A 23058-nucleotide genomic window follows, 5' to 3' on the forward strand; every position below is an offset into this window, starting at 1 on the left:
CAGGTCCACTTTGAGTGCCGCAGTTCCTCGCTTGGTACGCCGATGGCACGGCCCTACTGGCCGACGGCCCCAGCTGCCCGGATGCCAGCCGGCCGAGAGCATGCCGACGGCACCGGAAAGGTGCCTCGCACGCGGTCCGCTGACGAAACCCGAGCGCATGGCATGTCAGTGGCAGGTGTGAGGATGACGGTATGTCATACACAGACGAGTTCCGGGCTTTCGCCTGTGAACACGGCGTCTCCGATGAGGCCATCACCCGCATCATGTGGTGCATGCAGCCGTCCGTACACCTCGACATGGTCGATCCGGCGGCTGTCGGCCCTCACGACATCGTGGTCGGTCACACCGGCGGCCTGCCCGAGCTGCCCACCGGTGTTCCCTGGGAGGGCGGGGAAGTCTATGTCGCCGGCCTGGACCTGGCCGCGATACCGGAGCAGCCCCTGTCCCTCAATCTTCCCCGTGAGGGACACCTCCTGTTCTTCACGAACGTCGGCTACGAGGACGACGAGTCCGCACCGGTGGTGTACGTACCGCCAGGCACCGAGACGACCGTACGACCCGCACCCGCGGGCGTCTCGGTCATTGCCCCGTACAACACGTGGACGACACAGGTCCTCAAGCGCCGGACACTGGTCTACCGCCCCGGTACATCATGGGACCCCCTGGGCTGAACATGGGCTCCCGAGCACCAGTACGACCATCCCCGGGCTCTGATGCCTGACCTCGATGACGTCCACGAGGACGACAGGGAGACGCTCCGTCCGCTTCTGGAGGCGATCACGGAGTACGCCGAGCAAGTCGGGAGTATCCCCTTCGTGCACCGGACCTGCACCCTGCGGGGGGAGTCGTTGAGTCCTCGGGACTACTGGTGCCAGTACGGCAGGGAGTTCTTGGACCGGTGCGAAGAAGCTGTGGTCACGCTGAGGAATACGCCGGAGAGGTTCGACGAGCTGTATGCCGAGGGTCTGGAGAAAGCGTGGTGGAAGGAGGGCGGCCCCTGGCTGAACCTCTTGGAGTTCGGCGAGTCCGAAATGTTCGACACCGGCGACGGCGAGGTGAGTTGGATCATCCGCCGTGAGGACCTTCTGGCGCAGCGCTTCGACCGCGTCATGCAGTCCTATTACTGCTGAATATTCCCTCTTCTCCCTGCTACGCCCGGCGGGTGTCGGAGCCGTGCGCCCAGGTCGGAAGCTCAGTTCGCGCAGCCGACCGACCCGCATCATTGCTCCATCTCGCCGACTGCCCGACGGGCGCCGTCGAGGCCCTACTCGACACCGGCGTCCGCGTCGGCACGGTGCTCATCATCCGCCTGGCGAGCATCACTGCCGACCGCTCTTCGACCGCTCTTGGTACCGGAGCGCGGGGCGGCCGTCGACGGACCGGTGGTTCGTGCACCAGCCACCCCGAACCGGGAGATGCCGACGGCAGAGCGCGTCGGCGTAGGTCTGTCCGAACGCGACACACCAGCGAAGGACCGTCTCATGCGAGGCGATCGCGCGGGGCGTGTGCGCGAGCCGCCGGGGTCAGCCCAGCCAGTAGTGCTCGACCTTGTCGAACCGTCTGGCGTGGAGGTCGTCGCGGCTGATCAACCAGCTGATGTCGCCGTCCATCCATTCGTACTGGAGCGACTCCATGTTGAAGGTCGCGAGGTGCAACAGCGGTTGTTCGGGCAGCTCCCGCCACGCCCGGTCGTAGACCTCGTCGAACCGCTCCGGAGCGTCCCTGAGTTCGAGGACCGCCTCCTCCCGCAGTCGCTGGAACTCCTCGGTGCTGTCGTCCCAGCTGTCGTGTACGTTCCGCTGCACTCCCCGCAGTTTGTCGGTGCTGTTGTTCATGGCCGGCCGGACGCCGACCTTGGTGGCGTACTCCTCGACGGCGGCCTCCAGCCGAGCGTGCCACTCGGCCTCCTCGTCCTCCACCTCGTCCCAGATGCCCCCGTACTCCTCGCCGATCAGCCAGGCGTGGGCGTCCCAGGCGTCGTCGCGGGAGGCCACCATGGTCCTGCGCTCCAGCACCATGTGGGAGGACCCGAACCGCAGGTCCAGTTCGCTCGGGACGGGCACCGGGGCCACAGCCGTCTCGGTCCCGGGCGGTATGTAGAGCGCCTTGCCGCCGCCCGCGTCCGACCAGGTGAACAGCAGGAGATGCCCCTCCCGGGGCAGCCCGTCGTCGAACAGCGTCCGGGGCACCGCCGCGAGGTCGAAGGAGGCGACGAAGACGTCGCCCATTTCCCACTCCATGTCCAGGGGCAGCTCCGGCGCCCCGCCGATGTAACCGATCACCCGGTCATCGGGCCGGACACTCCCCGGGGCCTTCCAGTCGAAGTACACCGCCGGCTCCATGCTCCACAGCAGGCGGGTGATGGCGTCGTCGGAGACCCCGTGCCGCCGGGCGAAGGCCCGGAAGGCGCTGTTGCGGGACGTCTGCCCCACAGGATCTCCGGAGGGGCCGACGGTGCTGGTCCAGTTGTCCACGAAGTCGCTTTCTGACGAGGGATCGGTGACCGGCACCGTGCGGGCGGGCCCGATGCCTGATCAACACGGTAAGGCACCCCTCCGACAACGCCCTCGCAGCCAACTACCAGCGGCCCTACGGCTCTCCACACACCGCGTCGCCCTTCGACCATCGCCGCCCGTGGCCGAGGTCCGCTGTCCCACCAGCCGACCGCGGACCTGCATCAGCCCCGCCGCTGTGAACGCCGAGTCCCACCGCGAACAGCTGGCAGTGCCCCCTGCTCTCCGAGCCGGCCATTCGGGCTGTCGGGCGGGTCATGGCTGAAGCAGGCCGACGATCTCCCCCTCGGTGAGGGCACGGTCGAAGACCGTGACGTCCTTGATGCTGCCCGGGAAGTGATCGACCGGCCTCCTGCCGTAACGGCCCCGGCCGATGACGAAGGGCCCCTCGGACCAGATCAGGATCCTGTCACGGATCGCGCCCTCCTCGACGCCGTTCACGAAGAGGCGCAACTCACCGGCGACGCTGTCGCAGACACCGGTCAGGTGGGTCCACGCACCGGCGACCGGTACGGACATCGACGTGACGCGCAGGTCCGGGCGGGCGAAGGCCCATCGGCCTTCGTCGGAGGAGTACTGGAGGTAGAAGCCGCTGGTTTCCTCGCCGTCCTGGCTGACCGCGGTGACGAAGTGGGGAGGGATCACACCGAGCCGGACCCACGCACCGACGGTGAAGCTGCCGCGTGCCGTGTCGATCACCGCGCCTTCGGTGGCCACTTCGCTGCTGAACCCGTTGAACTCGGCGCCCTCACCGTGGCGCGTTGCCCATCTGACCGCCGTGGCCGTGGCGTGGTGGCGTCCGGCGGCGTCCGTCGCCCGCGTTCCGAACCGTTCGTCGAGCCGCCAGGCCGCGACGGGGCGAGGCGCCGCCGACACCGGACCGGGGCCGGCCACGGCTCCCGCGGAGACCGGCGTGTACCCGGACGCCGGACCGAACCCGGATGCGGGAACCGCTTCCTCCGCGTGGACGCCGGCGGCCGGGGCCATCACGTCGCGACGAATGGACCGGCGGGGGTCGCCCGGCGCGGACGCCCGCCCGCCGGACGACCCCGGCGGGGAGAGCGGCGCCCCGGCGTACTGGGTGAACATTTCCGCGAGGGTGGCGAGCCGCGTGGGCCCACCGGTCTCTCCGTCGGTGGCCGGCCGGCCGGCCGGCGGCATACGCGGGGCCCAGGGAGCGGCCGGGGCCACCCGGCGGAGAATCTGCTGCGGAGTGGGGCGCAGTGCCGGTTCCTTGGCCAGGCAGTCGGCCAGCAGGGCACGCAGCTCGGGGTCCGGGACGCCCTGAAGGTCCGGGGGCTCGTACACCACGCGGTAGAGCATGGCGGGCGCCGATCCCACACCGAACGGACCGGCCCCGGTGGCGGCGAAGGCGAGCACCGCGCCCAGGGAGAAGACGTCGCTGGCCGCGGTGATCTCGCCACCGGCGACCTGCTCGGGGGACATGAAGCCCGCCGAGCCGATGGTGGCCCCGGTCCTGGTGAGGGCGGTGGCGTCGAGCGCCCGGGCGATGCCGAAGTCGATGACGCGCGGGCCGTCGTCGGTGAGTAGCACGTTGGAGGGCTTCAGGTCGCGGTGCACCAGGCCGGCCCGGTGGATGGAGACCAGGGCCTCGGCCAGCCCCGCGGCCAAAGCGGCCAGCGTCACCGGGGGCAGGACCCCCTGTTCGACGACCGCCTGGTGGAGCGAGGGGCCGGGGATGTAGCTGGAGACCATCCAGGGTTGTTCGGCCTCCGTGTCGGCGTCGATCACGGGGGCGGTGAAAGCTCCCCCGACCAGACGCGACGCCTCCACCTCGCGTCGGAACCGGTCCCGGAACTCCGGCTCGTGCACCAGCGACGCGTGCACCACCTTGATCGCCACGGACCGGCCGCTCGGCGAACGCCCGAGGAAGACCCGCCCCATGCCGCCTTCACCCAGTCGACCCACCACCCGGTAGTCACCCAGGAAGTCTGGATCTCCCTGTTCCAACGGCTGCACCACGACGAACTCCTCCCGTACACACGCATCGAACCTGAGCAGCTTACGAGAGCGCAGTGGTGCCAGCGGCCTCACAACTTCCGGACAGCGACGCGGCGTTGAGCGGCAGCCACCGTTGGAGCAGCTACCGGCCGGCCGTAAGGGAGGTGCCAAAGGTGAGGGCGGCGTACTGGAGGCACTGGCCGACGACGAGACCGTCCAGGACGCGGAACTGGTGGCCGTGCTGCTGGCGTGGGAACCGCGGATCGACGTGAGTGCTCTGGCCGCGGCCTGCGGGCTGACCACCGCGCGGGTCCGGTCGGCGCTGATGCGCCTGGCGACCTCGGGCCGGTGGGTTACGACACGGCCGAAGCAGCCTATTTCCACCGGCAGCTCCCCTACGACTCCGGTCTCGCCGAGCGTCACAACCCGAGGCTGCGGCATGCCCGTGCCCTGCTGTCGGCCGGTGCCGTGACGCTGGACGGCGCGATGGGGACCGTCACGGCCGAGGACGGCCACACCCACCGGGTGCGCGAGGACGCCGGCGTCTTGAGGTGCAGTTGCCTGTGGTGGGCGAGATACCGGGGCGGACGCGGCCCCTGCAAGCACGCGCTGGCGGTACGGATGGCACGACGGGAGAGGAACAGTTGAGCAAGCTGATCGAAGCGGTGCGCCGCGGACGAATCGACGACGTGGTGACGATCGTGAACGGCATGACGGCCGCCGAACGGCGCGGGGAACTGCCGGCGCTGAAGGCGTTGCGCAAGGAGTTCCGCGACGCCTGGGTGACGCCGCAGCTCCAAGCGGCCTCTCCTGCGCTGCTCGTGGCGGGCCTCGCCTGCCAGAGCGGAGCGGCGGCCGTCGCGTCCTGGCTCACCGCTTCCGGCTGGGAGCGCATGTGGGTGGCGGAGAAGAGATTCCTCCCCATGCTCGAGGAGCGCCCCGCCGAATGGCTGGCGGAGCTGGCGCACCGGATCGCCGACCGCAGGCCCTCCACGGACATCCGGTATCACCTTCTCGAAGCGATCGTGCAGGCGGCCCGATGCCCGATGCCGGTGACCGACGCCTCCGTGCACGCGTGGATACGCAACATCTACGGCAACAGCTGGAACACCGACGTGATCGCCGAGCGGCTGAGACAGTCGCCCCACCTCACGCCCATGGTGGCCGGCCTTTTCACGGCAGGGGGGACCGGCCAGGCGCTGAACAGCGGTCACTCCAACAAGGACAACCTCTGGCTTCTCGCTCTCGCGCGGCTCACCGCGGAAGGCACACTCGACCGCGCCACCATGGTCGACGGATGTCTGGGGCGGCTGCTGCGCGGCGGCACGGCAGTGGACCAGCGGGTGTTCCACCGGCTGCTGCTCGACCTCGGTCTGTCCGCCGAGGAGCACGCCGGCCGTGTCGCCGACTGGCGGGCCCTGGCCGCCGACGCGCTCCAGCCCGTCGCCGTCCACGCCCAGTCCGTCCTCGCCGAGCTCGCCCTGACCGGCTCCCTGCCGACGCATGACCTGGCCGACATGACGCGAGCGGTGCTCACCCGGCCGGAGAAGAACCTGGTCCGAGCTCAGCTGAAACTGCTGGACACAGTGGTCACCCGCGACACCGCCACAGCCGACGCACTGCTCCCGGCCGCGTCCCACGCCCTCACCCACGAGGACACCGAAGCCCAGGAACGGGCCCTGAAGCTGATCGAGCGGCACGGGACACATCTGACCGACGCCCTCTCGCGTGAAGAGATCCTCACCTCGGCCGCGCCCATCGCACCCGGCCTGCGCACCCGAGTGGTCGAAGCCCTGGGAACCGGAGCGGAAGAAGCTCTGCAGGCGGCCGGCGAGGACACGCTGCCGCCCGTTCCGTCCCCGGTCGCGCTCGCGTCGCCGCCGGCCTCAGTGGCGGAGACGGCCGAGGAGACCGGCGCGCTGCTGGCCTCCCACGGCATCCTGCCCGTCGCCGACTTCGAGCGGACCCTGGACGGACTGGTGCGCTGGGCCCATGAGGATCGAGCAGCACTGCTGGAGGCGCTCGAGCCGGTAGCGGCGACGCGGTGGTGGTCCCGCACCTGCCGCCGGCCTCTCCCCGACGACTCGGTCCCCTCCGCCTTCGCCCCCTCCCATGTCCGCTTCACCCCGCGACTCGCCCTCGACCTGGTCCTCGCCGGCCTCCACCAGCGGATCACACCGGGCACCGCGAAGGCAGTGCTCGACGGTGGGGGCGCGAATGCCGGATGCCTCCCGGACGGCCCCTTCCGGGTCCGCTTCTGGGAGATCGCCCACAGGTTGCTCACCGATCCGCAGCCGTTCCTGCTGTCGACGCCGAGCTGGGACAACGGGCTGCTGGAGCCAGGGGAACTGACCGACCGGCTGAAGACGTACCAGCGGCTGGGCGCCCACGTCGGAGCGTGCGACTTCGCACAGGCCCTGCTGCGGGTGCGCACCACGGACCGGGCGGCCGCCGATGCCGCCGCCGAGCGGGCCGCGGTGCTGGGCACGCCGGAGGGGCGGCGGCTCGCCGACTGGCTGCGGACCGGCGGCCTCACCGGCACGGGCCTGCACCGCACGGTGACGGACCGGACGACACCGGTCGTCCGGTCCGGCGAGATCACGGCCTTGCACATGTTCCCGCTCGCTTTCCGTGAGCTGGGGAGTCCGGCACTCGGTTCCCACCACCGGTGCTGGTGCGCCGCCACCGCGGCCGTCCAGCAGACCCACTGGCCCGCCCTCCTGCCCGAACACCCCGAACTCATAGCTCTGCGGCTGATACAGCACGTCCTGCCCTGCGCCCGGTACCCCGAGAAAGATCCGGACGTCTGCTCCGTCCTGCCCTTGCTCGCGCAGTCACCCGGCGCGAGCGGGCCCGCGACGTCCCTGGTGGTGGCCGGCGGGCTCGGCGTCCAGCGCCAGGAGGACAGAATCGCCGCGGTCGACGCACTGCTGCTGTTGGCGGCACAGAAGAAGCTGGATCCCGGTGCGCTCGCCACCGACCTCGGTGCGCTGATGCTCATCGGGATCGTCGCTCCGAGCCGCCTGGCGGAGTCCCTGGGAACGGCCGCGGCCTCGGCGGGCGCCGCACCGTCTGGACCGTGCTGCGTGACGCGCTGCCACCGCTCCTGTCCAAAGACCTCTCCCCCGCCGAGTCCCGTGGCCTCGGCGAACTGCTCACCGTCGCCGCCGAGTGCGCCGAACGCACCGGAGCCCAGGGCGTAATACCCGGACTCGACCCGATAGCCGCCCGGCGGGGCAGCTCACGGCTGGTGAGCCAGGCCCGTCGCCTACGCGCAGCACTTGCCGGCACGTAGGTCCGAAGAGGCGCATCCGCCCGGGAGATCCTGCTGCAGGGGCACGTAACGCGGCAGGAACGGTCCGATGCCGGCCGGCTCGAGCGGGAGGTGATCGGCCTCGGCGGCACGGAGTGCGGCCGAGGCCGGCGCCAGGACCTCCGAGCGCGACAACTCCTGTCGCTCGGGCAGCGGTCATGCCGAGTCGGTCGAGGGCGACGACGGCGGGGTGAGTCAGGCTGCGTTCGCCGTGGGGCCCGTACCGCCGCGATCGACGAGCTCGGCCATCTTCGTTCTCAGCGGTCCCAGCTTCCCCCGCACTGTCACCTCCAGGCCGAGCTGCTGCCCTGCGTGGGCGGGGCCCCACACGCGCGCCGTTCTTCTCTCGCGCGGTTGGGTGTCACGTGCGCAGGTGAGACGCGCCGTTGAGGTCGACGATGGTTCCCGAGGCCCATGCCGCGGCCGGGGAGGCGAGGAAATGCACCGTGGCGGCGACCTCTTCCGGGGTGCCGACGCGCCCGAAGGGGCTCTCCACGCGCAGACGTTCTCCTTCCGGGCCGGACAACTTCCCCGTCTGCCGTTCGGTGGCCACGAACCCGGGCGCGACGGAGGTGACCGCGATGCCGTGCGGGGCCAGGGCCACGGCCAGTGACTGACCGAGGGCGTGCAGGGCGGCCTTGGTGGCCCCGTAGGCGGGGAAATCGGGTTCGCCCCGGAACGCGCCGCGCGAGCCGATGTTCACGATCGCCCCGCCGGTGCCCCGGTCGACGAGGTGGTGGGCTGTGGCCCAGCACAAGTCGGCCGCGCCCAGCAGGTTGACGTCGACCATCCGCCGCCAGACCTGCTGCCAGTGCTCCAGCGGGGTCTCGGCGATGGGGTGCCGGGTGTCCGCCGCGGGTGCCACGGCCGCGTTGTTCACCAGCACGTCCACGGCACCGAGCGCGGCCACCGCCTCGGCCACGGTCCGCTCGGCCGCACCTGGCTCGCCCAGGTCGGCCTGCAGCAGTGTGTGCCCGGTGCCGGGAAGCTCGCGCACCGTCCGTTCGGCGTCCGCACGGCGACCGGCGTACTGCACCGCGACACGGTCACCGCCGGCGGCGAAGGCCCTCGCGACGGCGCGGCCGATGCCCCGCGATCCACCGGTGACGAGCACGCCCCTCATCGGGCGAACACCATCGACTCGTCACGGAAGGACTTGAACTCCAGGGCGTTGCCCGCGGGGTCGCGGAAGAACATGGTCCACTGTTCGCCGGGTTCGCCGGGAAAGCGGCGATGCGGTTCGATGTCGAAGCGTACCCCCGCGGCTCGCAACCGCTCGGCGAACTGGTGGAAGGACTGTTCGGGCAGCAGGAGACCGTAGTGCGGGATCGGCACCCGGTGCTGTCCCACCACGCTGGTACCCGCCGGCTGCGGCACGGTCGGTACCAGGTGGGTCACCAACTGGTGGCCTTCGAGATTCCAGTCCACCCAGTGGTCGGCGCTGCGCCCCTCGGGCAGACCCAGCACCTGTCCGTAAAAGCCGCGGGCGGCGACCAGGTCGTCGACCGGGACTGCCAGGTGGAAGGCGGGTCGGTGTGGCATCGGGGTCCCCTCTGGTGGAGTCGGCGGCCAGGGCAGCCTGACCCCCCGGTGTTTGAATGTCAACATTAGGACACCAGTCGACTGGAAATCCGGGGCGAGTCGCCTGGCCGGTCTGGTGGTTCCGATTGTCCGGATGTCAACATGGCGGCATGTCATCTGCACTGCCGAAGGCCGCCCGGCGCGGGCTGGCCGACGAAGCCGCCGACCTGGTGCGCGCCGCGATCTTCTCGGGTCACTTCCCGCCCGGAGCCCCACTGCGCGAAGTGGAGTTGGCCGAACGCCTCGGGGTCAGCCGTGGCTCGGTCCGGGAAGGACTGGCCCGGCTGGAGCATGAGGGGTTGGTGCGTGGCGGCTGGCACCGCGGCACCACCGTCATCAGGGTGACGGCCGAGGACGCGCAGGAGGTCTACGCGCTGCGGGCCGCGTTGGACCGCCTGGCCGCGACCACCGCGCGGCGAGCCGCGACCGCGGAGCAGCTGTCCGCGCTGGATCGGCTGGTGGCCGGGATGACGGCCGAGATCGCCGAGGGCGGTGACGCCCCCCGGCTGGTGGCGCTGGACATCGCCTTCCACGACCAGATCTACGCCGCAGCCGGGAACGGCAGGCTCACCTCCGCCTGGGAGGCGATCCGCTCTCAGGTGCACCTGTTCCAGCTGCGCCGCGTCGACGTGGCCTACGACCACTACCGCGCACGCGTGGTCGACGAGCATCGCGAGCTGGCCGCTCTCCTGCGCTCCGGCGACATCCGGACGCTGGCCCGCCGGGCCGAAGAACATGTGGAATCCGCACGGCGCAGTCTGCTGGCCGGTCTGCCGACCGCACCGTGACGTCAAGCACCACGTCAGGCACCGAGGCGTCCGGCCGTACCTGAGCGTGCCCGTATGCGCCAGGCAGCCGGAAAGCGGCGAGTGGCTGTGGGTGGGCTCCGGTTCCGGTTCGTCACCACGTCGTACCGGCTCGGATCTCCCGGCGCAGGGCGGACCGGCCAGGCAGACGCATGCCAAGACAGTGCTGAGGAGTCGCGGCGCTTCACCAGTCGCGGCGCTTCACCTGCGACGGGTGGGAAGCACTCGGCCTGTGCCGCCCTCGGAGAGCAAGGCCGTCGTCGACTCGGACAGGGGTGTGACTGTCCAGGGTGTGCTGTTCCCAGGGTAAGCGCACCCTCCCTCGCCCCTACGGCAGTGCGTCGCACCGCTCTAGCCTCGACGTATGGACAGAGAGAAGGAGCTCGTCGACAACACGCTGGGAGGTTTCCTCCGGGCGCGGCGCGCCCGCCTGCGCCCCTGCGACGTGGGGATCCCCACCTCCGGTCGTCGCAGGGTGCCCGGTCTTCGACGTGAGGAGGTGGCCGCCCTCGCGGGGGTGAGTTCCGACTACTACACGCGTCTCGAACAGGGCCGCGAGCGGCATCCGTCCCGGCAGATCCTCGAGGCCGTGGGGCGGGCACTGCAGCTGGACGGCGAAGCGATGGCCCACCTGCACCGCGTGGCCGGCCCGACCTCCCGCCGGACACGCCGAGCACCGCGCATGGAACGAGTGCCCCCGCACCTCAGGCGTCTCCTAGACACGTGGTGTGACACACCTGCCTTCGTCATGAGCCCCGTACTGGACATCCTGGCCCGTAACCGGCTCGCGAGCGTTCTTCACGCCGACTTCACTCACAGTGACAACCTGTTGCGCATGACGTTCCTGGATCCGGTCGCGCGGCGGTTTCACCGGGACTGGGACCGTGCGGCCGAGTCGACGGTGGCCACACTGCGCCGTGCGGCCGGCATCGATCCCGAGGATCCGCGGCTGAACCAGGTCGTAGGCGAGCTGTCCCTGAAAAGCGCGGACTTCTCCACGCTGTGGGCGCGGCATGACGTGCGCGCCAAGACGCGGGAGGCGAAACGCTTCCACCATGCTCAGGTCGGTGACCTCGAACTGCACTTCGAGTCCTTCACCGTCAACAGCGCGCCGACGCAGCAGCTCGTCGTCTATCAAGCCGAACCAGGCACGGCGTCCGCCGACGCACTGTCCCTGCTCGGCTCCCTCAGTGCCGGCGCAGTGGCCGAGGAGCCGGCGGCCGGCGCCGCGCTCGACTGAGTCGCCGCCGTTCGGGGCCGGGTCCACCGGCCAGGACCGCACGAGAGGGACGAAGGACGGGCCCGGCCTCTCCGTTAGGTTGGAGCAATGAGCGACACCACTCCCCTGGGAGACTTTCTGAGAGCACGGCGCGAAGCCCTCAAGCCGCACGACGTGGGGCTTCCGGAGCACGGGCGCCGGCGGGTGCCGGGGCTGCGCCGTGAGGAGGTCGCCATGCTCGCCGGGGTGAGCGCCGACTACTACATGCGCCTGGAACAGGGACGGGAGTCCAGCCCGTCCCCGCAGGTGACCGACGCGGTCGCCGCCGCCCTTCACCTCAGTGACGAGGAACACGGCCATCTGCGCAGGCTCACCAGGGCGCCCCAGGAACGTCGCGGTGCTCCGGCCGGCCACGACAGGGTTCACCCCCACCTTCTGCGGCTGATCGACGGCTGGCCCGACACCCCCGCCTTTGTCCTGGGCCCGGCCCTGGACATCCTGGCGCGCAATGCGCTCGCCGCGGCCCTGCACAGCGGATTCCAACGGTTCGACAACCTGGCTCGCATGGTCTTCCTCGACCCGGCGGGACGTGCCTTCTACAGGGACTGGGACGACTCCGCCCACTCGTGCGTGGCCGAACTGCGTGCGGCCTTCGGACACGACCCCGAGTCCCCGCGGATCACCGAGGTCGTCGACACGCTCCGCGGGAGGAGTCCCGAATTCGCCGGGCTGTGGGCACGGCACGAGGTCAGGAGCAAGACGCAGCAGGAGAAGTACCTGCTGCATCCCGAGGTGGGTGCCCTGGAGATCCAGTTCTCGGCCTTCACCGTGGGGGGAGCCCCGCATCAGCAGCTGGTCGTCTACCAGGCCGAGCCGGCGAGCGTCACCGCGGCTGCCTTCACCGCGCTTCGGTCCGGTGCCGGCGAAGAGGCGTCGGCGGAGGTGGTGCGGGAGGTTTCGCTGTCGTCAGGCAACAGCTGACTACTGAGTGGCCCCTCGTGTGAAAGGGCCCTGGACGAGAGGGAGGGCTCGCCGGCCGGCGACGAGCCCTCGCTGTGGCAGCCGGGCGGGTTCGGGCTTGTGAGGGCAACCGTGCCTTGTACCGTCGGCCGCCCGCTCCTGGAGTCGGCCCGAGAACCGACGGCCCCTCGGGAGTCCAGGAGCAGGTCCCTCAGCCGCGCGACCCCGTACCTTCCCGCCGGATGCGGTGATCGCCCTCACGGTAGAGCACCAGGTGCTCGTGGAAGAGAACGCCGTCACGAACGTCCCCCGTGGCGGTGAAGCCGGTGTCGTCGACGTAGTCGATGTGGTTGCCGCTGACGGTGTACCGGCCGGTGTAGGCACTCCGGCGCCGTCCGCGGGCCTCGTCGTAGCGGCCGTTCGGCAGTAGTTCCTGGCGGATGAATCCGTCCGCGGTCACCCACATCCCGACGTACGGGTGGGGAGCGCGAGGCGTGTCGTTGCTGGTCATGGCTTCACTCTCGGGCCCGATGACGGAACGTGGCCAGGCCGCCGCGTCCCCGGGTACGGGCTTCCTGGGAGCCGTGCACCCATGATCCGGGGCGGAACGGAGCGGGAGTCACGTGCCGGGGCGGACGGATTTCCCGGACGCTCTGCGCCGGGCCTGTGCCGGACCCGTCATCTCCCTGCCGGCCATGGTGCCGGCCCCTTCCGCTCTCCTCCGGCCGGGCATGGGTGGGTGCCGTGCACCCGGGTGCACGGCGGCCTGGTTCCGCTTGTCCGGCCGGACGAACCTGGTGGTCATGCGGCTGCCGTGACGCCGAGCAGCCGCGACCCGCCCGTGAGGACGCCCGCTTCGTTCGCCGGGCGGACCGAAGAGCCGAACCCCTGAGGAAAACGATGACCACCAACGACACCCACGCCCACACCGGCGCCCTGAGCTGGCACCCGGAGGCGCTCGACGAGATCCTCTCGAACGACGGGGGCCGCCCCGTCCTGTTCACCAACGCCCGGATCGTGACGATGGACCCGCTGATCGGGACCATGACCGGTGCCGACATCCTGTTCGTCGGCGACCTGATCGTCGGCGTCGGCCCCGGCATCATCACCGCGGCGCAGGACGACAACGCCATCGTCGTCGACTGCACAGGCACGACCATCGTCCCCGCCGTCGTGGACACCGTCGCCCTGGCCGGCGGCCGCGGCCGGCGCTCGGAGTACGTCGCGACGCTGACGCCCGGCAACAACACCGACTTCCTGGTGGTACCCGACGAACTCGCCGCCGACGTGCCGAGCGCGGTGGCCACCCTCGTGTCCCACCCGGAGCAGGTCCGCGCACTGGTCGCGGCCGGCCGTCCCGTCCGGTGGTCGGGCACGGAGATTCCCGGCGGGCCCACAACCCCCCAGGCCGGCATCCCCGCCGCTCCGGACCTGACCGGCAGCCCACGGCTCGGCGTCTGGATCGACCGGCAGGACTTCCTGCACCAGGAACTCACCGCGGACGGCCGTTACGACGAGACACGGGGCGGCCGCCCCCACGCCTACCAGGGGCGGTTCTGGATCGACGGCGACCGCATCGACTACCTGGACGACCTCGGCTTCTGGGCTTACGGAGAGTTCAGGGGCGACGAGCTGCACCACGCGGGCTACGTCATGAAGCTGGGCTGAACCGCCCGGCCGGCAACGGCCGAGCCGCACACACGGCGACAACACCGGGTCCGGACCGTGCCTCCGCAGCCTTTCGGTCCTGGACGCACGACGCCCGGGTGAACGGCGCCCTGGCTGCCGGGGCCGGCCCCGCCAGAACCGGAAACCGGGCTGCCGGGCGTTCCCGGCAGCCCTCCCCCTCCCCGAAGTACTGAAAGCAGCTTTTCCATGACCCACGTCAACGGCACCGCCGCCACGGCCGCCCTCGAACAGCTCCGTCGTCGCCCCGCGGACGAACGGCGCATCCTGTTCACCGGCGCGACCGTCGTCACCATGGACGCCGACCTCGGTGTCCTGCCCAACGCCGACCTGCTCGTCGAGGGCGACACCATCACCGCCGTCGGTCCCGGTCTCGAGGCCGGTGACGCCGTGGTCGTCGACGCCACCGGCACCGTCCTCAGCCCCGGCTTCGTCGACACCCACCGGCACGCCTGGGAGGCCCAGCTGCGCCGGATCATGCCGGACGTCGACGACCTCGGCGCCTACGTCATGTCCACCCTGGCCGGCTACGCCACCGTCTACCGGCCCCAGGACATGTACACCGGCACGAAGCTCGCCGCCCTCACCGCGATCGACAGCGGCATTACCACCATGCTCGACTTCTCCCACAACTCCCGCACCCCCGAACACTCCGACGCCGCCGTCGAGGCCCTCCGCGACACCGGCATCCGCGGTGTACACGCCTCCATGGGCCCGCACTTCGGTGACTGGGACAAGCAGTGGCCCGGCGACCTGACACGCCTCAGGGGGAAGTACTTCCACAGTGACGACCAGCTGCTGACCCTGCGCCTGGCGACGCTCGCCACCGACGAGATCGCCGGCCCGGCCCTCGCCTACGGCCCCGAACTCGCCCGCGTCGCCAAGGACCTGGGCATCGGGGTGAGCGTGGACGCGGTCTTCGGGACAGCCTCCTCCGAGGTGATTCTGAACTGGGCGAAGGACGGCATCCTCGGCAGCGACGTCACCCTGATCCACGCCACCGGACTGAGCCCCGAAGCATGGAAGGCGATGGGGGAAAGCGGCACCACCGTGGCCCTCGCCCCCACCTCCGACGCCCAGATCGGCCTGGAGACCGCGATCCCCGCCGTCGACGAGGCTTTGTCCGTCGGCATCCGTCCCGGGCTGAGCATCGACGTCGAAGTCGCCCTGGCCAGCGACATGTTCACCCAGATGCGGGCCCTGCACGCCATCCAGCGGATGCGGGCCGTCAACGCCGCCCACGGCACCGGCCGGCAGCCGGTCCGCATCACCACCCACGACGTCCTGGACTTCGCCACCCTCCAGGGCGCCCGCACCAACGGTCTCGCCGGCGTCACCGGCTCACTCACCCCCGGCAAGAAGGCCGACCTGCTGGTCATCCAGGCCGAGGACCTCAACAACATGCCGCTCAACGACCCGATCGGCACCCTCGTACTGGGCTCCGACGCCCGCAACATCAGCACCGTCCTCATCAACGGCGAGCCCCGCAAGTGGGACGGACAGGTCCTCGACGTCGACCTGCCCGCCCTGCGCAGCGAGGTCCACGCCTCGCGCGAGTACGTGCTGAACACCCACGCAGCCTGATCATCCCGTCACCGCCCCCGGCCGGCCCCTCGCCGGCCGGGGGCGCCCCGGTCCCCGGCGCCTGCCATCGGCCGGTCATGCCGCACACGGGGCCACCAGACGTTCTTTCGGAGTCCCCATGTCCCACCCCACCAGCGCACTCGATCGCACGACCGGGAGCGGAACGCCCGGTCGGCCACCAGGCTGGGCCCCGGCCGCCAGGACCACAGCGCTGCTCACCACGCTGGGCATGCTGATGGTCGGTCAGATGTACACCGTCCTGGCACTGCTGCACCCCATGGCCACCGAGTTCGGCACCACACCCGGTCAGGTCACGTGGACGGCGACGGCGTTCGGTTTCGCCTACGCAGCCGGGTTCCTCTTCGCCGGCCCGCTCTGCGACCGTTACGGACCACGCGCCGTGATCACCGTGGGGCTCGCGGCCGCCACGGCGTCCACCGCGGCGGTCAGCGCGGTCTCCGACCTTCCCACCGCCGTCGTGCTGCGCAGCCTGCAGGGACTGACCGCCGCGACCTTCGCCCCTGCCGCGCTCTCCTACGTCGTCCGGCACATCGCGCCTCGACACCGCGGCACCTCCCTCACCTGCATCACCAGTGGCATGCTCGCCGCCGCCGTCGTTGTTCAGGTCGGCGCGCAGGCCGTTGCGGCCGGAATCGGCTGGCGTGCGGTCTTCTGGATCAGTGCCGTGCTGATGGCCCTGAACCTGTTCCCGGTGCGCCGGGTCCTGCGACCCACTCCGCGTGGAGGCACCGACGGCGGACTGCTGCAGGCGTTCGCGGCGATGCCGCGGCTGCTGCGACAGCCGCGGCTGGGCGCCCTGTGCCTGTCCACCGTCGCCCTGATGACGGCTTTCGTCTCCCTCTACACGGCGGTGGCCATCGCGGGCCCACCGGCCGTCACCGGCAATTCCACGGCGATCCTCGCCCTGCGGGCCAGCGCGCTCCCCGCCCTGATCGCCGTACCCCTGCTGGTCCCCGTGCTCGGGCGGCTGCCCGCGCCCCTGCGCGCGGCCCTCGCCTTCGCCCTGGCCTCTCTCACCGTCGCCACCGGTTCCTTCCTCGGTGGTCACACGGCGCTGCTCGCCCTGGCCCTGCTGCTGTTCGTGGCCGCCGTCGCGGTAGCGGCGCCCGCGGTCGTCGAAACCATCAACGCCAACGCCCCGCAGGCACGTGGTGCGGCGGTCGCCCTCTACGGGTGCAGCATGTTCATCGGCGCCAGCCTGGGCCCACAGCTCGCCGGTGCGCTCACGGGACTGGGCTTCGACGGCATTCTGCTCGTCGTCGCCGGGGTGCTCCTTCTGGGCGCCTCCCTGATCCTGCCGGCCATGCGCCACTCCACCCCGTGACCCCCGCCATCGGCCCGGCACACAACGCATCGGCCCCCGCAAGGACCTCCCCCGACAGCCGTACGCCGACCGCTGCTCCCCCGGCGTACCACGGGCCGGCCCGCGAGAGCCGGAACCGCCGCCGGCCGAACGCCCCGGGCTCGGCAGCGGAGTCCGTCCGGTGCGGATGCCGGCCATCGAGGCGCATCGGACGGAGCAGAAGCGTTGTCCGGGCCGGCAGCGGAAACGGTCTGCCGGAACCCGGGGGCGACAATCTCTGGCCCGGTCCCTTCCTGACCGCTGATCAGAGACCCGCCGCCTCACCGGACCGGATACCGCCCCTGGACGGTGCCCTCGGGGCCCGAACCCGGGGGTACCGCACCCAGCCGGGCCTCCGTCCGAGCCCCGGCTGTCATCGGCACCGATGTAGTGGTCGGACCGTCGCGTCGCACGGGATGGTCAACGGTGAGCGGACACTGTCCGCGCTGTGCCATCCGCCCCCAACCGTTCAGCGCCTACGGAACCTCGGCCGGGGCGCGCCCACAGCACGAGGAGTACCGGGGCGGGTGGGACGTCGTGGCCGCCGGGGGACCGCGCCGGGCTCCAAACGGCCGGGTCCCTGAGCCGTGCGGGCGGCGACCCGCCGGACGCAGACCTTGGTGATCCGTCGGGCCTGAGGCCGGGCGGGTTCACCTCACCGTCCACGCCGGCGGGCAGCGGACCTGCCCGCCGCTGGGGACGGTGGCTCAGGGAAGCCGCGGGGACGCCAACGTCACGAGCAGACGGTGTCGTTCGCCGGGACCGTCCCGTCGAGCAGATACGCGTCGACCAGCTCGGTCAGGCAGTCGTTGACGGCGTAGGTGCCGTGCCCCTCGCCGTCCGCGGTGAGGTGGACGCCGACCTTCTCTCCCAGTTCGTCCGCCATCTTCTTGGCACCCTCGTAGGGAGTGGCCGGATCACCGGTGTTGCCGATGACGAGGACTGGGTTCGCGCCGTCGGCCGACACCTCGATGGTGGGTGCGTGGCCGTCAGCGGGCCAGCCGGTGCACTGGAGCAACCCCCAGGCCATCCAGTCGCCGAACACCGAAGATGCCGTGCGGAATCGGGGCAGGTGACGGTGTACGTCCTCAAGGGTGAAGCGGTCCTTGTAGTCCGCGCAGTTCACCGCGGTGTTGGCTGCGTTGATGTTGGCGTATCCGTCGTCGTCGATCCGTTCGTTGAGGAGGTCGGAGAGCAGCAGCAGTGCGCTGCCGTCGCCGTCCATGGCGGCCTCCAGTCCGCCCCTGAGCAGCAGCCAGCTCTCCTGGTCGTAGAGGGCGGCGGCGATGCCGTTGAGGGCGTGGCTCTGGGTCAGGGGACGCCCGAACTCCGTGGGCAGGGGGTCGGTGTCCAGGCGCTCGAGCAGCGCGATGATGTCCTTCTCGCCCTGCTGCGGGTTCGTGCCTTCGAAGAAGCAGGAGTCCTGCCGTGCGCAGTCCTCCAGGAAGTTGCGCAGTGCGCCCTGGAACCCCTTCGCCTGGCCGAGGGCACCGTTCAGGGCGTCCTCGGTGGGGTCGACCACGGCGTCGAAGACGAAGCGCCCGACACGCTTCGGGAAGAGATGTGCGTAGACGCCGCCGAGCTGTGTGCCGTAGGAGATGCCGAAGTAGTTGAGTTTCTCGTCGCCCAGGACGTGGCGCATCAGGTCGAGGTCACGTGCGGCCTCCTGGGTGCCGACGTGATCCAGCACCGCGCCCGACTCGCTCTGGCAAGCCCGGGCGAACGCGCGTACCCCACGCTCGCGGGCCTTCTCCTCCGTGGCGTCGTCAGGGGTGGCGTCCGCGGCCAGCCAGGCGTCCATGGCCTTCGTGTCCAGACAGTGCACGCCGGCACTGTCCCCGACCCCGCGAGGGTCGAAACTGACCAGGTCATAGCGCTTGTGAAGCGTCATGTACTCGTCGCCGGCGGCGAGGGGGAGGGTGAGCACCCCGGAGCCGCCGGGGCCGCCGAAGTTGAAGACCAGGGACCCGAGGCGCTTCTCGCCGGAGTCCGGGGACGCCTTCGCCCGGATCAGGGCCAGATCGATGGTTTCGCCGTCGGGGTCCGCGTAGTCCAGCGGAGCCTTCATGGTGCTGCACTGCCACGTCGTTCCGTCCGGCAGCTTCTCGGGCCTGTCTCCGCCGCCCTGGGCCGTGGACGGAGCGGAACACGTGCTCCACTTCAGTTCCTGCTCGCTGAGAGCGGTGGGCACCGCGGGTATCGCGGCATCGCCGCGAGCGTCGTCGGCGGTCTCGGGGTTGCAGGCTGTCACCGCGGTGGCCGCCAGCACGGCGAGCGACGCCAGGGCGACAGCGGTCCGGGACATGCGAGGGTGTGCGGGCATGCTTGTGCCGGTCTCCAGTTGGTGTGGGTGATACGGGCGCAGTGGACGGCCGCTCACACGAAGTCGTGGTGGTGGGCGTACCGGTCGGTGCGTGTGCCCTGGAAGGACCTGATCCCCCCGGAGGCTCGACGCGACGACGCGATCCATGTGCCGATCCTTTCGCGCTGAACGTGCCGCCCCGTCGCCCGCCGGAAGGATCGTCGCCTAGTCCGCGGGACATAGAGCGGTGGCGCGACCGCAGGGCCGGCACCGCGTGACCCCTTGAACCCCGCGGTGTCGGGGAGGGCGACGCCCGGCCATACACTTGCGCCAATGGGGAAAGGACGTCGGGTCAGGCCACTGCCGGTACTGTTCATGGGAGCGCAACTGCTGCTGTGGTTCAGCGTCGTTGCGTCTTCGAAGGAGCCGCCGGACACCATTGAGTGGATCACCGCCTTCTGTGCCACGGCGCTCGCTGCGGTGGCGCTCGATCGGCGTCACCGGGCACCGCTCGCCGCCCTGGGCGTCATCGTCGCGGTGTCCGTGGTGGGACAGATCCTGGCGCCGCCCGACCTGCTGGGCCTGGTACCAGGGCTGGCGGTCATGGTGGCGCTGTTCACCGTCACCGTTCTGTGCAGCTGGCCCGTCGGCCTGGGCGCGACCGCGGCTGTCGCCGTCGTCCAGCTCCTGCAGGCGGCCGCACGGCACGGCGTCGGCGGTCTTCTCCTCTCCGACTGGCTCACTGGTGTCGGCCCTTTTCTGCTGGTGTCCGCTCTCGGCACCGGCCGCCGGCACTGGCTGCGGGAACGGCGGGCCACGGCGGAGCGGCTGGCCGGTGCCGAGCAGCAGCGGGCGCGCGCCGCCGAGGCGGAACGGGAACGGCTGGCCGGTGAGTTGCACGACATCAGCGCGCACCACCTCACCTCCGTCGTGGTATCCGTCGAGGCCGCCCGCAGGCTCGGTGACAGCAGGCCCGACCTGGCCGCGGAGGCACTCGCGTTCGCGCGCCGCACCGCACGGGAGACCCAGTCCGCACTGCGGCGTCTCGTGGCGGTCATGCAGGTGGACGACCCACCGGCTCCCCAGGCGATGACCGCTCCGATCGAGACGCTGATCGCCGGATTCGGCAGGCTGGGCCGCCCCGTCTCCGTCTCCCTGCCCGCTGATCTCACCGGACCCGCGGCGGAAGCGGCCCACGGCATCATCCGGGAGGCCCTGACCAACGCCCTGCGCTACGCGCCGGGCGCCGCGGTCAGCGTGCGGGTGCAACGGGCCGGGGACACCCTGCATCTGACCGTCGACAACGGCAGGCCGCCCGGCGGCGCGCACACCGGCACGGCGGGGATCGGCTCCGGCCGGGGGGTGGAAGGAATGCACCGGCGTGCCGCCGTCCTCGGCGGGAGGCTGTCCGCGGGACCCCGCCCCGACGGAGGCTGGCGCGTACACGCCGTGCTCCCCGACGCCGCGTCCGGCCCTCGGCCGAGCCCAGGACGTCGGCGCGACTTTCCTCGCGAACAGCGGATCGCGGACAGGGCGGTCTTCGGCTCGGCCGCCGCGGTGGCGTCGGGCGTCGCCCTGACGAAGGCGGAGGACGCCGGCTACGGGGCCGGCACATGCCTGCTGCTCGTGTCGGTGCTGACCCTCCACGCACTGCCGTTGCTGTGGCGCCGCCACGCGCCCTGGGCGGTCCTGGCGGTGACCGGGGCCGCCGCCCTCCTGTGGCCGGTTCTGCTCCGCGGTGGTGCGCTGCCGCCGTCCTCCGCGATCTGCTTCCTCGGCGGCGGCATCGTCGCACCGGCCGCGGTCTACGCGGTCGCGGCGTACGGCCGGGTCCTGAGAACCGCGCCCATGCCCTCCGGCCGACACGTCCCGCCGCCGACGGCGCATCCACTGACATGTCCGGCGGGCTCACGGCTGTCGTTTCTGTCCGTGCCCGCCGCGGTTCTCCCGTCGGCGATCTCCTTCACGGCCGCCTTCGCCGCCGACGGGACGCTGCTCGGAGACCCGGCCGGGCCTTTTCTAGTGCTGTTCCTGGCCTGCTGGACGCTGGTCCTGTCCGGCCTGGGATGCACGGCCGCCTGGGGGGCGGGATGGCTGATGCACAGGCGTCGCAGGCGGGAACTGGGCCGGGAGGACACGGCCCTCACCACTGTGCTGTCGAGCACGAGGGCCATGGTCCATGGCGAGCGGCAGCGAGTCGCCGTCGGTCTGCGGGAGACGGTGCTCCGGCAGACGGACCGGATGATCTCCTCGGCTGAGGAGGGCAGCCTGGAGCAGGTGGCCGCGGCTACGCGGGCGACACTGAGCGCCATGCGCCAGTTGCTCGGAAGCCTGGACGCCGGCAGAGCGACGAAAGCGCCTCGAAGAGCCGTCGTGGCGAACACCCCTCGCATGTAGAAGTGGTCCGTGCCGACAGGTCGGCGACTGCGTGGCGGCCTCGGATGCGCACGCTGACCTGGTGGGTCCCGCGCACCGCCTCCGTGGGAGGATACGGCGCAGACAGTGGCCCCGGCGCGGGCGAAGAGAGGAGCAGGACCATCGGTATCCGTGTGCTGGTCGTGGACGATCAGGCGATCGTCCGCGCGGGTTTCGTGGCGATTTTGACGGCCGAGGCCGACATGACCGTGGTCGGCGAGGCAGCGGACGGTGACGCGGCTGTGGCGATGTCGGCACAGCTCGAGCCCGACCTGGTGCTCATGGACATCCGCATGCCGGGTATGGACGGACTGACGGCGACCCGGCTGATCACCAGTCACGGCAGCGGCTCCCGGGTTCTCGTGCTCACCACGTTCGACCTCGACGCCTATGTCTACGAGGCTCTGCGCGCCGGGGCCTCCGGCTTTCTGCTCAAGGATTCCGAGCCGGAGGACCTCCTGGCCGCGATACGGGTGGTCGCCTCCGGTGACGGCGTCCTCGCGCCCGCGGTCACGGGGCGTCTGATAGCAGCCTTCGCTCGGGGGGCCTCCTTCGCTCCGGAGATCACAGGGGCGCTGGACAGCCTCACCAACCGCGAACGCGAGATCCTCGTCCTCGTCGCCACGGGCCTGAGCAACGCGGAGATCGGCGCGCGTCTGGAAGTAGCCGTGGGAACGGTGAAGGTGCACGTGAGCTCAGTGCTCAACAAGCTGGGCCTACGGGATCGTGTGCAGGCGACCATTTTCGCCTACGAGAGTGGGCTGGTCCGCCCGTCGGTGACGCCGACTCTCTGAGCGGCCCTCCGCTTGCCTGCCACCAGGGCGATCAGAGGGAGAGTTGGCCGCGAAGCCGGCAGTCGCGATCGCGGACCCGCGGTGGACTGCGCCGCCGCTGCCCTGCGCGGGCCGACTCCGCCCAGCTTTTTCGCCTGCTGTCCAGGACCCCGAATGCAAGGCCGCCCAGTGCGGAAGGGCCGGGCCCCGGAACAGTCACTGCCGGGTCTTTGGACGCTCCCCGTGCGCTGCTACTCGGCAGGTACGACCACGAAGACCACCGGCAGAGCAGGTCACGAAACACGCACGGGTCGTTCCGTGATCTCACTGCGACGATCCGTGCCGTCGAGACACGGGGTTCGCGGACGGACGAGACGGCGCGTTGCTCCTGCCGGTGATCGACGAGTCGCGCCACATCAATTACTGAAGCAACGCGAAGGTCGCTTGTACGGCATCTTCCCTACATAATTCATGGCTTCTTCTGGCCATGAACCTCCCCTCATGCCTTTCGCGGAAGTGAATCCCGCTGGCGGTCGAGGCGATCGGCGCTTCTTGGAGTGCGTCATTCGACGGTCGGCGAG

At 70.9% G+C, this 23058-nt stretch carries 17 protein-coding genes and 1 pseudogene; 12 read left to right on the top strand and 6 right to left on the bottom strand.

The genetic code is table 11. The annotated features are described in order from the left end of the window. Positions 1-191 precede the first annotated feature (191 nt). Both JHAT_RS08485 and JHAT_RS08490 read left to right on the top strand, forming a co-directional pair. Positions 192-671, top strand: coding sequence for a DUF1963 domain-containing protein (locus tag JHAT_RS08485; RefSeq protein ID WP_077797450.1), 480 nt, complete (start codon positions 192-194; stop codon positions 669-671). A gap of 42 nt (positions 672-713) precedes the next feature. Further along, positions 714-1130 carry a hypothetical protein gene (locus tag JHAT_RS08490; RefSeq protein WP_077797451.1) on the top strand — a complete coding sequence of 139 codons (417 nt, stop codon included), beginning with the start codon at positions 714-716 and terminating at the stop codon, positions 1128-1130. A 393-nt stretch (positions 1131-1523) separates the two neighbouring features. Here JHAT_RS08490 and JHAT_RS08495 read toward each other — a convergent pair whose 3' ends face one another. Together JHAT_RS08495 and JHAT_RS08500 are read right to left on the bottom strand one after the other, a co-directional pair. Then, positions 1524-2432, bottom strand: coding sequence for a DUF1963 domain-containing protein (locus tag JHAT_RS08495; RefSeq protein WP_055469146.1), 909 nt, complete (start codon positions 2430-2432; stop codon positions 1524-1526). A 336-nt stretch (positions 2433-2768) separates the two neighbouring features. Continuing rightward, positions 2769-4496: a protein kinase gene (locus JHAT_RS08500; protein WP_375603555.1), complete on the bottom strand. Its 1728-nt coding sequence runs from the start codon at positions 4494-4496 to the stop codon at positions 2769-2771. 142 nt (positions 4497-4638) lie between these two features. On the opposite strand from JHAT_RS08500, the pseudogene JHAT_RS33800 reads away from it, so the two are divergent. Together JHAT_RS33800 and JHAT_RS08510 are read left to right on the top strand one after the other, a co-directional pair. Beyond that, positions 4639-5123, top strand: a pseudogene (locus JHAT_RS33800) (SWIM zinc finger family protein); the annotation flags it as partial. Continuing rightward, positions 5120-7678 carry a DUF6493 family protein gene (locus JHAT_RS08510; RefSeq protein WP_107481873.1) on the top strand — a complete coding sequence of 853 codons (2559 nt, stop codon included), beginning with the start codon at positions 5120-5122 and terminating at the stop codon, positions 7676-7678. The pseudogene JHAT_RS33800 and the gene JHAT_RS08510, both read left to right, overlap by 4 nt. Before the next feature lie 471 nt (positions 7679-8149). On the opposite strand, the gene JHAT_RS08520 is transcribed toward JHAT_RS08510, so the two are convergent. Together JHAT_RS08520 and JHAT_RS08525 are read right to left on the bottom strand one after the other, a co-directional pair. After that, entirely contained in the window at positions 8150-8911 is a 762-nt protein-coding gene (locus JHAT_RS08520; protein ID WP_077797455.1) for an SDR family NAD(P)-dependent oxidoreductase, read from the bottom strand. After that, positions 8908-9330 carry a VOC family protein gene (locus JHAT_RS08525; RefSeq protein WP_055469143.1) on the bottom strand — a complete coding sequence of 141 codons (423 nt, stop codon included), beginning with the start codon at positions 9328-9330 and terminating at the stop codon, positions 8908-8910. Before JHAT_RS08525 ends, JHAT_RS08520 begins: the two co-directional genes overlap by 4 nt. 149 nt (positions 9331-9479) lie before the next feature. Here JHAT_RS08525 and JHAT_RS08530 point away from each other — a divergent pair, with 149 nt between their 5' ends. The 3 genes from JHAT_RS08530 (at position 9480) to JHAT_RS08540 (ending at position 12375) form a co-directional block, all read left to right on the top strand. Further along, positions 9480-10157, top strand: a complete 678-nt coding sequence (locus JHAT_RS08530) for a GntR family transcriptional regulator (RefSeq protein WP_055469142.1) — start codon at positions 9480-9482, stop codon at positions 10155-10157. A 382-nt stretch (positions 10158-10539) separates the two neighbouring features. Next, a complete protein-coding gene (locus JHAT_RS08535) occupies positions 10540-11415 on the top strand; it encodes a helix-turn-helix transcriptional regulator (protein ID WP_077797456.1) in 876 nt (291 codons plus the stop codon). Between the two features lie 87 nt (positions 11416-11502). Next, on the top strand, positions 11503-12375 hold the full coding sequence (locus JHAT_RS08540; RefSeq protein ID WP_077797457.1) for a helix-turn-helix transcriptional regulator: 873 nt from the start codon (positions 11503-11505) through the stop codon (positions 12373-12375). A 190-nt stretch (positions 12376-12565) separates the two neighbouring features. Here JHAT_RS08540 and JHAT_RS08545 read toward each other — a convergent pair whose 3' ends face one another. Next, on the bottom strand, positions 12566-12865 hold the full coding sequence (locus tag JHAT_RS08545) for an Atu4866 domain-containing protein (RefSeq protein WP_077797458.1): 300 nt from the start codon (positions 12863-12865) through the stop codon (positions 12566-12568). 389 nt (positions 12866-13254) lie between these two features. On the opposite strand from JHAT_RS08545, the gene JHAT_RS08550 reads away from it, so the two are divergent. From JHAT_RS08550 to JHAT_RS08560, 3 genes are all read left to right on the top strand, one after another. Continuing rightward, the gene (locus tag JHAT_RS08550) at positions 13255-14022 is read left to right on the top strand and encodes an Atu4866 domain-containing protein (RefSeq protein ID WP_055470072.1); all 768 of its coding nucleotides are present in this window, start codon (positions 13255-13257) and stop codon (positions 14020-14022) included. Positions 14023-14229: 207 nt separating this feature from the next. Next, a complete protein-coding gene (locus tag JHAT_RS08555; RefSeq protein ID WP_077797459.1) occupies positions 14230-15624 on the top strand; it encodes an amidohydrolase family protein in 1395 nt (464 codons plus the stop codon). Between the two features lie 118 nt (positions 15625-15742). After that, on the top strand, positions 15743-16969 hold the full coding sequence (locus JHAT_RS08560) for an MFS transporter (RefSeq protein ID WP_077797460.1): 1227 nt from the start codon (positions 15743-15745) through the stop codon (positions 16967-16969). Between the two features lie 751 nt (positions 16970-17720). Here the strand turns inward: JHAT_RS08560 and JHAT_RS08565 are convergent. After that, the gene (locus JHAT_RS08565; RefSeq protein WP_077797461.1) at positions 17721-19310 is read right to left on the bottom strand and encodes an alpha/beta hydrolase; all 1590 of its coding nucleotides are present in this window, start codon (positions 19308-19310) and stop codon (positions 17721-17723) included. A gap of 312 nt (positions 19311-19622) precedes the next feature. Between JHAT_RS08565 and JHAT_RS08570 the strand changes: the two genes are divergently transcribed. Beyond that, entirely contained in the window at positions 19623-21686 is a 2064-nt protein-coding gene (locus JHAT_RS08570; RefSeq protein ID WP_077797462.1) for a sensor histidine kinase, read from the top strand. A 140-nt stretch (positions 21687-21826) separates the two neighbouring features. Continuing rightward, positions 21827-22498 (top strand): response regulator transcription factor, encoded by a 672-nt coding sequence (locus tag JHAT_RS08575; protein WP_077797561.1) that lies wholly within the window; start codon positions 21827-21829, stop codon positions 22496-22498. Positions 22499-23058: the final 560 nt, after the last annotated feature.

Origin of the sequence: Streptomyces sp. JHA26 (assembly GCF_002005565.1) — a bacterium.
In the GTDB taxonomy this organism is placed as follows: domain Bacteria; phylum Actinomycetota; class Actinomycetes; order Streptomycetales; family Streptomycetaceae; genus Streptomyces.